Genomic DNA, 13,351 nt, shown 5'->3' on the forward strand with positions numbered 1-13,351 from the left:
ACGGCTAAGTTATAAATGTGACGAATCCGACGCATATAGGTGGACACCGTATTCAACGAACGGCCCCCACCCAACAACCATGACTGATAGCACAAGAGCGTATCCCTATTAATATAGGAATAAGGTATCTTCTCCATACCGCAGAAACACTTGAACGAGTTCAAGGCATCTTGATAACTCTTCGCCGTGGAATAATGCTTTTTTTCACGCAGACGAGCTATGTAGACTAACAGGCCCATAACAAAATCTTCTTCTTTTTTCATATCTTCTCCTTAATAAAAAGGCCAAAAATACTACCTTTGCCCACTATTAATTAAGTAAACCATATTTAGAGTAAAAACATTACCATGAAGAGATTTTGGAGTATTCCACTTATGCTCATGCTATTCGCATGCCAAACTCCCAAAGAGAGTAGAGAGGAATTATCGCTTGCCGGTTGCTGGGAATTACGATTGGATTCAACAGATGTCACCGAGCAAGTTCAATTACCGGGTACCACGGACACCAACCAAAAAGGATACCCTAACAATGACAAGGAGGAGACAACTCATTTGTCTAGGCCCTTCCGCTATCAAGGTAAGGCTTGGTATCAGAAAGAGATCACGATTCCGGAGAACTGGGAAGGCAAGAGCATTTGGTTAATCTTGGAGCGAACAAAACCGACCCAAATATGGGTAGATAGCATATATGTCGGTTCATCCGACCATATTTCCACCCCTCAAGAATACGATCTGTCCGCATATCTCCGGGCTGGGAAGCATCACTTGACTATTCTTGTCGATAACGGTTTGAGCGTACCGCCCCAATTATTGGACAATTCACACGCTTATACGGAATCCACGCAGACAAACTGGAACGGTATTATCGGAGACCTAAAATTGGAAGCCCGTCCGCAATTCCATATCCGCCGGATACAAGTATATCCACATGCGGATCAAAAAACGGTGGACGTAAAAATAAAGCTTTCAAATCCATTCGAGCAAATGATAGTAGCCGCCGTTCAAATAGAGATGGAGGCTTTCAACACAGGCTTAGAGCACCATATCAACTTCAATAAGAATATCGTAGTTCAACAAGATGAGATCGTATTCCAAATACCAATGGGTGATGACGCCTTGGAATGGAGCGAGTTCTCCCCTACCCTGTATCGCTTGACCGCGAACATCCAAGGAGAGAATATCCAAGATAGCCAAAGTACTACTTTCGGGTTAAGAGATTTCAAAGCAGAAGGAACACAATTCAACATCAACGGATTGACCACCTTCCTTCGTGGAAAACACGATGCTTGCGTATTCCCGCTTACAGGCCATGTACCGATGGATACCGCAGCATGGAGACGCTATTTCCGGATCGCCAAGGAATACGGTATCAATCACTGCCGTTTCCATTCATGGTGTCCTCCTAAAGCTTGTTTCGAGGCGGCCGATATCGAAGGTTTTTACCTCCAACCGGAACTGCCTTTTTGGGGAAAGATGGAAAAGGGCGATACCACTTTGATCCATTTCCTCACCAAAGAAGGATTACAAATACAGGAGGCTTATGGGAATCACGCCTCTTTCGTCATGATGGCGATCGGCAACGAGCTTTCCGGGGATCAAGACGCGATGGTAGACATGATCGCCCGTTTCCGTAGTGAGGACGGACGGCATTTATACGCATCTGGATCGAATGACTATCTAGGCTTCAACGGCCCTGCGGCGGGTGACGATTACTTCACGACCTGTCGAGTCCCCGGCGCTAACGTATTCAGCAACCATACCCGGGGTTCCTTCTCTTTCGCAGACGCAGAGGACGGCGGTTATATCAACCATACCTATCCAAACTCGGTCATGAATTTCGAATCCGCTATCGAACAATGTTCATTGCCTATCATCGGACACGAAACCGGGCAATTCCAATGTTATCCGAATTATGAGGAAATCAAGAAATATACCGGGGCACTAAAACCTTGGAATCTGGAGATATTCCGCAAACGGCTGGGCGAGTCCGGTATGGCCGGACAAGCGGATGATTTCTTCAAGGCTTCCGGTAAATGGATGGCGCAACTTTACCGGGCCGAGATGGAAATGGCGTTCCGTACTCCGGGAATGGCCGGCTTCCAATTACTGGATTTACAGGATTATCCGGGACAGGGCACGGCGTTAGTCGGTATCTTGGACGCTTTTATGGATAATAAGGGCTTGATAACCGCCGAGGAATGGAAAGAGTCTTGCGATGATGTCGTATTATTGGCTCTCCTGCCTAAATTCTGTTACTCCGGGAATGAGGCGCTCAAAGGCTCCATCAAGGTAGCGAACTATACACCTACCGCTTTAAAAGGGAAACATCTAACTTGGACCTTGACGAATGGTCAAGATCAAGTAATCGCCCAAAACAACATACCGCTGCAAATCAATCAAGGGACGTTGGCCGAGGTAGGCCCATTAAATATCGCTTTACCTGCCATTCAAGAGGCTGAGACCTATACTTTACGGCTGGCGATCGAGGGCACGGAGTATCACAATCATTATCCGTTATGGATTTATCCGAAACATAATAACGTGCAAATCCCTACGGATATCAATGTTATTAAGAAATGGGATAAACAGGCCGAGAACTTATTGGCGAACGGGGCGAAAGTATTGTGGTTCCCGGATGCCAAGACTTACAAGAACGTGACGGTAGACGGATTATTCCAGACCGATTACTGGAATTACCGGATGTTTAAGTCCATCTGCGAATGGGTAAAGAAACCGGTCTCTCCGGGTACCCTCGGATTATTAATGAATCCCTCTCATCCGGCTTTCACTCATTTCCCGACGGATTTCCATACAAACTGGCAATGGTTCACGATGATAAAGAATAGCCATCCGTTGATACTGGACCAGCTTCCGGATAATTACAGGCCGATCGTACAAGTGATCGATAACGTGGAGCGTAACCATAAATTAGGGATGATCCAAGAATTCAATGTCGGCCCGGGTAAGTTATTAATCTGTATGACAGACTTGGAAACCCAACAAGAATACCCGGAAGCCCGTCAATTATACCATAGCTTATTAAGTTATATGGATTCCTCCGAGTTCTCGCCTCAGATGACATTAACGCCCGCTCAATTGATCGAGTTATTCACGCATCAAGTCGGAGATTCGAAGATCAAGGAATTAGGGAATATCTCGTATGACGAGTAAGCGAGAATAGATATCCGTATAAGTCCCCACCGTAGAACGGGCGTTGGGAGCAGGCTTCCGCTGGTCTATCACGATAGCGACCGGCAGATTCCCGATCCGGTCTACATGCGGACGGCCATATTTGGGCAGGTATTGCTGCACGAAACTGGGGAACGTCTCATTCAACTCCCGGCGTGAACTGACGGCGATGGTATCCAATACCAACGACGATTTCCCAGAACTCGAGACCCCGGTGAATATAGTGATTTGCTTCTTCGGAATATCCAGAGAGATATGTTTCAAGTTATTCTCATAAGCTCCCTCGATCTTGATATATTCTTGATTTGACATAACCAATGACTTTAATGAACGAATGACAAATATACGATCTAATCCTGTCTTTTTAATAGATATAAGGCGTATCTTGTAACACAACCTTTTGAGAGAGATTGCCAAGTAGAGGAAAGAGGATAGCTATATATGGCGCTTTTTACTCAAAAAGGCCGCTTTTTATACACGATAGGTCATGAAAGCCTACGCAACTAGTCGTGTTAGGCAACGCCAATAGTCACGTTGGGCATCGAAAGCAGTCATGAATAGGGTCATGAACTGTCATGAATAGGCATCATAACCCTATCATTTCCCCATCGTAACCCTATGAGATAGCCCAAACAACCCATAAGATATGAATTACGATGAACTAATTTCGCTAGAATGAAAGGCTGTTTTTTGACATCTATCTATTTAACAGACGATTACTGATTTTTTCTTGCGTATTTAGGAGCGAGCCGTACTTTGTCCCGGAAAAATCGATTCTCCGGGACTTAACTTTACAATTTGTCAATTTGATTATTCTGTCGAAAGACACCATCTTATTAAGGCATTTAATTCGTCGCATGGAAAGGAGCCTTGAATTCCGGACGGAGCGTACAGGTATCTTCCAATGGGAAATCCCGAGGGGCCTCTTGCGTCACTTCCCCGGTGGCTGCCCATTCAGCTCCTCTTAGTAAGGTTACCTGAAAACCCGTACACTCCATCGAGTAAATCATATTCGGGTCATTGCCGCAATGCCCCAACAGATCGACAAAGACACGCCCCTTCCCCCATTTCACCGTCCACATCAACGGTTCATGGCGTCCACGCTCATAAGCGGTAGCCAATATCTCCACATTCCGTACCGGACCACGCAAGCGGGTATAAATCTCGTCCTTAAAATGTTTCCATCTTATAGGCAGACCTTTCAAAATAGGGTGCTCCGGCGCACGATGCTCTAGGATCGTCTCATGCTGCAAGCCATGATAACCCGCATAACCGGGTGTATAATCGTATACATATTTACCCTCTTTCCAATACAGGTAAGGACCGTCTTTCTCGTTTCGCCCCTCCCAAGCTCCCATGCCGATTATCTCGTTGTACGCTTTCCAACCGGCCATAGGTACCACGGAGGAATGGATAATCACGACCCCACCACCATCCGCTACATAGTTCTCGAAAGCTTTTTGGACAGGCTCGGGCCAGACTTCACCTCCGTAATTAACAACAACCAAGTTATATTTAGCGAAATCGGGCTTAAAGGTATTTATATCTCCTCCGAAATCCGGGGTAAAGACGAAATCCACCTTAAACATTCCACTGTTCTCTAAGATCTGCTTCATGGCCTCGCAAGCACCTCGCCAATAATGACTGCCATCTTGCCCGGCGATCATCATCGTTTTTATCACCTTTTTCTGGGCGTAAGAGGTTGAGGCTGATAAGGCGCAACAGATAAGCGCTATAAAATAGATATACTTTCTCATGGTTGTTGGGGGTTAAATTTTTCACTCTCGGGGCTCCATTCGATACGGTCGTAGCAACGGGTGGTTCGCAAATTATATCCTCGCTCATCAACCGTAAACTTCCCATCCTTGAAATAATCGATATATAACTCGGAGATCCCGTCATTATTACGATCCTCCACCGTAAGCGCATATTTATCTGTCACATAGATCTCATCCGATATATATTGGATCTCTCTCGTATAATTATCCACGATCACGTAATAAAACTTAAACAGGTCAAAAGTAGGGTAATGCCCATTATCCCGCCCGAAAAGCATGACCTCCTCCATAGCGGCATCATCATCCATATTCGCTAAAACGGATTGTTGAAACCAAAAGCCGTCTTTTTGCGCTTGCGGAGGAATCCGGTCCCAACCCTCTTGATGGGCTGTCACCCGGAATTGGGCATGGGCACCCATACAAACAAAAAGCAGGAGAACCCAATAAATCAATCGTCTTATCATGTCTATCATTTTTAATTATTATTCATATTTATAAGGCACAAATGTAATGATATGTCTCTTATTGATTATATTTGTCTTGTATTAAATTCACCTTTAGTCTAAATATATTATGAGCGATCAACCAATAGATTTTACGCAACGTAACATAGCCATCGACATCCTCCGGGCCGTCACGATATGCGTGATGATCTTCGAAAGCGTACATCAAATTAAAAATTTAAACTTTAAAACATATCGCTATATGAAAAAGATTATCGGACTATTCTTGCTTATATGGGCCATAGGTTCGGCCCAAGTTTCCGCCCAATCAGAGACAAACCGTTTAGATAGTATCATGCCCGTACGAGGCTTGGCCATCGCCGCTCCATCCGCGCAGAAGTTGGATCTATTCTTGAAGTTCGTCCAAGAGGAACTGGCTCCCAGTCATTTCAACTTGTTGATTCTACGGGTAGACTGGAATTATGCCTATGAGTCCCATCCAGAACTGAGGGATCCGACCCCACTCACACGAGAGGATGTGAAAAAGATCGTAAAGGTTTGCCGGGATAACGGAATACGTATCGCTCCCCAGATCAATCTCTTGGGGCATCAATCATGGGCTGAGACTACCTACGCTTTATTACGTGAGTATCCGGAGTTCGACGAGACGCCACACGTGGATACCAAGAACTATACGGGTTGGCCCAACTCAGACGGGCTTTATTGTAAAAGTTACTGCCCGCTCCATCCGGAAGTACATAAAATCGTATTCGCTTTAGTAGACGAGTTGACGGATGTTTTCGAGACTCAATTATTCCATGCCGGGATGGATGAGGTCTTTTATATCGGACATGATAGTTGCGTCCGTTGCGGCGGACATGACAAGGCTGAGTTATATGCCGGTGAGGTCACTAAAATACAAAACCACTTAGCCTCACAAGGCAAACGATTGATGATATGGGGAGACCGCCTGATCGATGGCAAGACTACCGGGATTGGCGCTTGGGAAGCCAGCATGAACAATACCTACCGTGCGATCGACTTGATCCCGAAAGATGTTTTTATCTGCGACTGGCATTATGAGCGTGCCGAGCAAACCGCTGTTTACTTTGCCATGAAAGGCTTCGACGTTGCTACTTGCCCTTGGCGTAAACCTCAGATAGCGCTTCAACAGGTAGATGATATGATCCATTTCCGCCAGCATTCAAATCCGGAAATGTCTCGCCATTTCCAAGGAATTATCGAGACAGTCTGGTCCGGTGCAGACAGTTTCCTTGAGGCCTATTATAACCCGACAACCTATAAGCAAGAAGTCTCGGACGCTGTCACGGTCAAGAAACTAATCGAGAAATATAAGACCTTGGAGAATCGGTGAATGTAATTTAGGTCATAATTCCTGTAATCCATCTACAAAAGTTTCTCCGGATTTCATCGATCTTTGCCGTTGCAATCGAAAAGGAATAAACAAACCAAGAAGTAGAACTTATTAAAATAGCAATTATGACACTAAACGAATTCTTGAAGTATGTAGAGACAAGAAAGCCTCTTAAAGGAGACGAGATCCATCAGTTTATGAACGAGATGAGCGATGAGGCCAGACGCATGACATTCGAGTTAAACGGCTCATATCACGATCCCGAGGAAATCCGTGAGCTGTTATCCCGCTTGTTTAATAAGCCGGTCGATCCGTCTTTTCGTGTATTCCCCCCGTTCTATACGGATTTTGGGAAGAATATCACGGTAGGTAAGAACGTTTTCATCAATGCTTGCTGTCATTTTCAAGATCATGGCGGGGTGACACTGGACGACGGTTGCCAGATCGGGCATAACGTGGTCTTTGCCACCCTCAACCACGGCTTCGCCCCCGAAGACCGGAGCACTACCTACCCTGCCCCGATCGTTCTGAAAAAGAATGTCTGGGTAGGCTCGAACGCAACGATCCTATCCGGCGTAACCATTGGGGAGAACGCTATAGTCGGAGCCGGCTCGGTAGTTACTAAAGATGTACCGGACAATGCCATCGTGGGAGGTGTTCCCGCCAAGGTCATAAAATACATCCAATAACCCGTAACACCGATTACGACATCTGGGATTTCCGATATTCATTCGGGGTACACCCCACGGTCTTCTTGAATATGCGACTGAAATGCTGGGAGTATTGGAATCCTAGGTCGTAAGCGATTTGGCTGACGGTCTTGTTTGTCCCTACTATCCATTCTTTCGCTAAGGAAATAATCCGGTCTTGTATATTTTCTTGGGCAGTTTTCCCTGTCTCTTTCTTGATCAGATCACCGAAATAGTTTGGGGACAAACAAATCTTCTCGGCGAAATACCGTACAGTAGGTAGCCCTTCCTGTCTTAACAGATCGCTTTGCAGGTATTCATCCAGCAATCGTTCGAACCTCACCAACACATCCTTATTCGTCTCCGCACGGGTCGTAAACTGACGGTCATAAAAACGCAGGCAATAATCGAGCAGCAACTCGATATTCATTGCGATCAGCCGTTTGCTATGCTTGTCGATGGAGTGCTCCAACTCGATCTGGATTTTCCTCAGGCAATCCACGAAGATCCCCTTCTCTTCCTCAGAGAGATGTAACGCCTCGTTTGATTCATAGGAGAAGAAAGAATAACGCTTGATGTCCCGTCCCAAAGCCGTACCACGGATCAAGTCCGGATGGAAAAGCAACCCATGCGCCAAAGGCCGGGTCCCGTCCTTAAGCTCAATACCCGTCACCTGCCCGGGAGCGAATCCTACTACGGTTCCTTCTTGATAGTCATAATATTGCCTCCCATACCGAATATCCCCGCATTTCGTATCTTTCAGGAAAAGTCCGTATATACCATAATTAGCCCGGAAATTAGTAGGCCATGTCTCGGACTTGGATAAATCTACCACGCTCACCAAAGGGTGCAACGTCTCCAAGCCAAACATCTTGTTGTATTGATCGACGGTATCGATCTTTATTAGATTCTCCATAAGGCTATCTGTTTTATTGGTCTCAAAGATAAACATTCCAAATATAACAGCCTCATGCCATCAAGCAAAATCCACCGAACCGAATGATATCGTATTGAAAAATATGTATGAAAGGAAAATTTAAAAAGAGGAAGGAGAAATAAAAAGCGGTCTGGACGGGACTCGAACCCGCGACCCCATGCGTGACAGGCATGTATTCTAACCAGCTGAACTACCAGACCAAAATGTTATTCTTTATCGCTATTCCGTTGAATTGCGGTGCAAAGATAGGTGCTTTTTTTGAATTCGCAATAGTTTAGGATGAAAAAATTAGAACAAATCGATAAATTTCATACTTTTGTCCCCCATATATAATTAACACTAGCATGAAAAATACTCCTGTAGACTATCAGACAGCCAGACGGATTATCGATGGCTTTGGACTTCCCGATTTTGGGAAAGCGACTATCCGGGAGGTAGTTGCCATATCCACGCAATTGGAACAAGAAACGGGAACCGAGTTCATCCATATGGAAATGGGCGTACCGGGCTTGAAAGCCGCCCAAGTAGGTGTAGACGCTGAGATCGAAGCCCTTCGTAGCGGTATAGCGTCCATCTACCCGAACATCAACGGAACTCCCGAAGTGAAAAAGCAAGCTTCCCGCTTTATCAAGGCGTTTATAAATATAGATATAGACCCGGAGTGTTGCGTACCCGTAACCGGTTCCATGCAGGGCACATACGCCTCTTTCCTTACGGCCGGACAATGTACGCCGGGAAAAGACACCATCTTGTTTATCGACCCCGGATTCCCCGTGCAGAAACAGCAAATAGCCGTTATGGGCTATAAATATGAGTCGTTCGACGTATACGAATACCGTGGCGAGCGATTGCGTGAGGCCTTGGAAGCGCATCTTTCCAAAGGCAATATTGCCGCAATGATCTATTCTAACCCGAACAATCCGGCTTGGTTTTGCCTCACCGACGAGGAGTTGAAGATCATCGGCGAGATGGCCAACAAATACGACGTGATTGTCATAGAGGACCTCGCCTATTTCGCCATGGATTTCCGCAAGGACCTCGGATGTCCTTTCGAGCCTCCTTACCAAGCGAGCGTAGCCCGTTATACCGATAATTATATCATGCAGATATCCGGTTCCAAAGCGTTCAGCTATGCCGGACAGCGTATCGGCGTGACAGCGATCTCCAATAAACTTTACCATCGCTCCTATCCGGGATTGACTCAGCGTTATGGAGGCGGTACGTTCGGTACGGTATATATCCACCGTGTCTTATACGCCCTATCTTCCGGAACCAGCCACTCGGCCCAATTCGCCTTAGCCGCCATGTTCAAGGCCGCCGCAGACGGTACGTTCGACTTTGTCTCGCAAGTGAAAGAATACGGACGTCGAGCGGAGAAACTAAAGAAGATTTTTACGGATCATGGTTTCACAATCGTTTATGATCACGATCTGGACCAACCGATAGCCGACGGTTTCTATTTCACGATCGGTTACCCGGGAATGACCGGCGGACAATTGATGGAAGAGCTGGTTTATTACGGAGTAAGCGCCATATCATTAAGTACCACAGGCAGTAACCAACAAGGACTACGGGCTTGTACCTCTTTCATAAAAGATCACCAATATGATTTGCTGGACGAAAGACTGAGATTATTCGAGGAAAATCATCAAGCATAAATTAACAATAAGCCCGGTCGGTTCACGTTTATTAACTTGAATCCCGGGCTTTTCATTTGCTTCTTATTAAAAAACGCCTTATATTGTCGGTGAATTAGTAACAACCTAACATTCACGATCATGGCATCTTATAAAAATATATTTAAAATAACACATAACGATGTCCTTCCTATTCAAGGAAGTATTCTGATTGCCGAGCCTTTTTTACAAGATGCCTATTTCCAACGTTCCGTCGTATTATTAATAGAGCATACGGAACACGGATCGATGGGATTTGTCTTGAATAAAAAAACGGATCTTATCGTAAACTCTTTTTTCAAGGAGTTTGCCGAATTTCCGGAGATACCGATTTATCTGGGGGGACCGGTCAGCCCCAACCGTTTGTTCTTTATTCATTCCTTAGGGGATAATATCATTCCGGACGCATTAAAGATCAATGATTATTTATATTTCGACGGGGATTTCAACGCATTGAAACGATACATCCTCAACGGGCACCCAATCGATGGGAAAGTGAAGTTTTTCTTGGGATACTCCGGATGGACCGAAGGGCAATTAAACCATGAAATCAAACGGAACTCGTGGGCCGTAAGCCATATCACCACCGATAATATCCTGTCTGCCGATGGGGAAGGCTATTGGAAAGATTCCGTAGAATTATTAGGCAATGATTATAAAACTTGGACAAAATATCCGAAGGACCCGTATTTAAATTAACTGCATTATGCAGACATCGGAATAACCATCCGGTGTCCTGATCCAGTCCTTAAGCGTCCCCGCCTCGACAAATCCCAGACGGGTAAATAATTTCTTGCTAGGCTCGTTCGCCACGGGAATATGCACATAAAGTTGATGAAGCTTCAAAAACGTATAAGCGTATTCCATCAATAGTCTTAACGCTTCCGTAGCAAAGCCACGTCCTTGATACCTACGGTCCAGCATAATACCGCAAGCCGCCCGGTTCGGGTGCGGCTCGAAATCGAATAAGTCCACGATCCCCACGCAAGTCCCCGTATCGCATTCCTCGATCATGAAGCGAAGTTGGCGAGACTCATAGATACTCCGGTCGCTACCCGCTATATATTCCTTCAATATATAACGGGAATAGGGAGCCAAGGTATTCCCTACTTCCCATAACTCCGGATCATTCTCCCAACGATACAACAACTCCAGATCCTCTGGTTCCAATGCCCTCAAACGGACTCTATCATTCGACAATAACATATTTACCCAAGGATTACTTAAACAAGCCGACCACTCTTCTTCGTATATATATGGTAAACCGCTTTCTTGTTCACGAGCTTGTCCATAAACAAGAGCATCTGCTCGTAACGGGCATCGGGGAAGCAGAAAGCGTAGTCCGTAAAGCCTTTCATCTGGTTCTTGCGACAGATAGCATCCATCACACGCTCCACGTCCAAATCCCAGAGATTCACGAATTCCAGATCCGGCATAGCTTTCAGGCAAACGGCCTTTACCTCCTCAAAATGATCCTCCCTACACAAGATCAAAAGGCGGCGATGCTTAACCGCTTTAGCCTTCTTGCGTAGAGGGGCTGAAATCGTCGCCCAGCAAGCTTTCAGCAGGACAGCCAACCGGATCAGTATCCGCATCAACCAACCGGACCCCGGATAATATTTCTTATAGAAAATCAACATGGCGCCGTAAAAAGCCCTTATGTACCTCAAGTCACCATGCTTCGTACTCTCCCCCTTATAATGCAGGATCCGTTCCGGCACGTACAAGTTCTTATAGCCTCCCAACACGATCCGATAAGACAAATCGATATCCTCCCCATACATGAAGAACGACTCATCCAACAAGCCAACCTTATCCAACGCCTCATGGCGAAGCAACATGAACGCACCCGCCAGCACCTCCACCTTATGCGTCTGCTCTTTATCCAGATACGGCAGGCTATAACGTGCGAATGCCGGAGAGTTAGGAAACAGCTTTGAAAGGCCGAATATCTTGCAGAACGACACCCAAGGCGAAGGGAAAGCCCGTTTGCTCTCCGGCAAGAATACCCCGTGCCCATTCAGCATCTTCACACCGATAGCCCCGATCTCCGGATCCTCATCCATCTGGAAGCACAGGCTGCGGAGGCTCTCCTCTCCCACCACGGTATCGGGATTCAGCAATAACACGTATTCCCCGGTGCACTGACGGATCGCCTGATTATTGGCCTTGGCGAAACCGGGATTATCTTTATTCTCGATGAAAACCACTTCCGGGAACTTAGGCCGGAGATATTCGACAGATCCATCCGTCGAGTTATTATCCACCACGAACACCTCGGCATCCATCCCCGTTACGGCGGCACGGACAGAATAGAGGCATTGCTCCAGAAAATACTTCACGTTATAGTTAACGATGATAACGGACAACTTGGTTTCTTCGTAGGTCATTCCGGATATTAATTATGAGTTATGATTATGAATTAGAAGAGGTGAGATTGAACTCAGTACGATTGATAATGGATCGTCCTAAGGTGATCTCGTCGGCATACTCGATCTCATCACCGATAGATACGCCACGTGCGATGACACTGATCCTCACATCGTAACCGGATAGCTTCCGGTAAATAAAAAAGTTAGTCGTATCGCCTTCCATGGTAGTGCTCAACGCCAAGATGATCTCTTTCACCTCACCTTCGGCCACACGTCGCACCAGACTGTCGATACGCAAGTCTCCCGGTCCGATGCCATCCATTGGCGAGATTATCCCGCCCAACACATGGTATACGCCACGGAATTGCCCGGTATTCTCTATCGCCATCACCTCCTTGATATTCTCTACCACGCAAACCAAGGAATGGTCACGGCTGGGGTTGGCGCAAATAGAGCAAACCTCATCATCACATATATTATGGCAGACCTTGCAGTACTTCACGTCTCGACGGAGGGCAACCAAGGCCGCGGCGAAGTTTTCCGTATAGCCGACGTCCCGGCGCAACATATAAAGCGCTAGCCGGAGCGCTGTCTTCCTCCCCACCCCCGGCAAGGAAGCCAATTCATTCACGGCATTTTCCAACAAGGCTGAAGGATATCTTTGATTCATCTACTTTCTGTATTTGACTACAAAAATAGAAAGAATTTACGAATTAACGATAAACCTCAAATTATTTACTCGGCTTCTCCCCCATCCTATTCTAGTCGCACATCTCTTGCTTGATATGTACAACTATAACTGCTCTAGGTATAATTGTTCATGTCCTCAAGTAATAAACATTCTTTTTGCCATATACAAACATACTTACTACTTGATCTATTTCCAAATGATC

Annotated in this window: 12 protein-coding genes, 1 tRNA gene and 1 pseudogene; 5 read left to right on the forward strand and 9 right to left on the reverse strand. The window is 46.0% G+C overall.

Features of this window, described 5'->3' with window-relative positions; translation table 11 throughout:
• On the reverse strand, positions 1–263 hold a 263-nt coding region (locus DWX33_RS12870), incomplete at its 3' end, for a phage integrase SAM-like domain-containing protein (protein WP_199713297.1).
• A gap of 84 nt (positions 264–347) precedes the next feature.
• Between DWX33_RS12870 and DWX33_RS12875 the strand changes: the two genes are divergently transcribed.
• Entirely contained in the window at positions 348–3,170 is a 2,823-nt protein-coding gene (locus tag DWX33_RS12875; RefSeq protein ID WP_122380520.1) for a sugar-binding domain-containing protein, read from the forward strand.
• Here DWX33_RS12875 and DWX33_RS12880 read toward each other — a convergent pair.
• The 3 genes and pseudogenes from DWX33_RS12880 to DWX33_RS12890 all read right to left on the reverse strand — a co-directional run.
• Positions 3,159–3,500, reverse strand: a pseudogene (locus DWX33_RS12880) (excinuclease ABC subunit UvrA); the annotation flags it as partial. The gene DWX33_RS12875 and the pseudogene DWX33_RS12880 sit on opposite strands and share 12 nt — an antisense overlap.
• Before the next feature lie 533 nt (positions 3,501–4,033).
• Positions 4,034–4,945 carry a ThuA domain-containing protein gene (locus DWX33_RS12885; RefSeq protein WP_005856231.1) on the reverse strand — a complete coding sequence of 304 codons (912 nt, stop codon included), beginning with the start codon at positions 4,943–4,945 and terminating at the stop codon, positions 4,034–4,036.
• Positions 4,942–5,439 (reverse strand): hypothetical protein, encoded by a 498-nt coding sequence (locus tag DWX33_RS12890; RefSeq protein ID WP_121961278.1) that lies wholly within the window; start codon positions 5,437–5,439, stop codon positions 4,942–4,944. The genes DWX33_RS12885 and DWX33_RS12890 overlap by 4 nt, the downstream gene beginning before the upstream one ends.
• A gap of 100 nt (positions 5,440–5,539) precedes the next feature.
• Here DWX33_RS12890 and DWX33_RS12895 point away from each other — a divergent pair, with 100 nt between their 5' ends.
• Entirely contained in the window at positions 5,540–6,784 is a 1,245-nt protein-coding gene (locus DWX33_RS12895) for a family 20 glycosylhydrolase (protein ID WP_233570182.1), read from the forward strand.
• A gap of 125 nt (positions 6,785–6,909) precedes the next feature.
• Positions 6,910–7,473, forward strand: a complete 564-nt coding sequence (locus DWX33_RS12900) for a sugar O-acetyltransferase (RefSeq protein ID WP_122380521.1) — start codon at positions 6,910–6,912, stop codon at positions 7,471–7,473.
• 13 nt (positions 7,474–7,486) lie between these two features.
• On the opposite strand, the gene DWX33_RS12905 is transcribed toward DWX33_RS12900, so the two are convergent.
• Both DWX33_RS12905 and DWX33_RS12910 read right to left on the reverse strand, forming a co-directional pair.
• Positions 7,487–8,389 (reverse strand): AraC family transcriptional regulator, encoded by a 903-nt coding sequence (locus tag DWX33_RS12905; RefSeq protein WP_122380522.1) that lies wholly within the window; start codon positions 8,387–8,389, stop codon positions 7,487–7,489.
• 147 nt (positions 8,390–8,536) lie between these two features.
• Positions 8,537–8,610, reverse strand: a tRNA-Asp gene (locus tag DWX33_RS12910).
• Between the two features lie 144 nt (positions 8,611–8,754).
• Here DWX33_RS12910 and DWX33_RS12915 point away from each other — a divergent pair.
• Entirely contained in the window at positions 8,755–10,068 is a 1,314-nt protein-coding gene (locus tag DWX33_RS12915) for a pyridoxal phosphate-dependent aminotransferase (protein WP_044544905.1), read from the forward strand.
• 120 nt (positions 10,069–10,188) lie between these two features.
• A complete protein-coding gene (locus tag DWX33_RS12920) occupies positions 10,189–10,785 on the forward strand; it encodes a YqgE/AlgH family protein (RefSeq protein WP_005856219.1) in 597 nt (198 codons plus the stop codon).
• On the opposite strand, the gene DWX33_RS12925 is transcribed toward DWX33_RS12920, so the two are convergent.
• Genes DWX33_RS12925 through recR form a run of 3 tightly spaced genes read right to left on the reverse strand, consistent with a single transcriptional unit; the run spans position 10,777 to position 13,128 of the window.
• Positions 10,777–11,292, reverse strand: a complete 516-nt coding sequence (locus DWX33_RS12925; protein ID WP_122143728.1) for a GNAT family N-acetyltransferase — start codon at positions 11,290–11,292, stop codon at positions 10,777–10,779. The genes DWX33_RS12920 and DWX33_RS12925 overlap by 9 nt on opposite strands.
• Positions 11,293–11,309: 17 nt before the next feature.
• Positions 11,310–12,476 (reverse strand): glycosyltransferase family 2 protein, encoded by a 1,167-nt coding sequence (locus DWX33_RS12930; protein ID WP_005868176.1) that lies wholly within the window; start codon positions 12,474–12,476, stop codon positions 11,310–11,312.
• A 25-nt stretch (positions 12,477–12,501) separates the two neighbouring features.
• A complete protein-coding gene (gene recR, locus DWX33_RS12935; protein WP_005868175.1) occupies positions 12,502–13,128 on the reverse strand; it encodes a recombination mediator RecR in 627 nt (208 codons plus the stop codon).
• Positions 13,129–13,351 lie beyond the last annotated feature (223 nt).

The organism is Parabacteroides sp. AF19-14, assembly GCF_003635485.1.
Taxonomy (GTDB): Bacteria; Bacteroidota; Bacteroidia; order Bacteroidales; family Tannerellaceae; genus Parabacteroides; species Parabacteroides distasonis.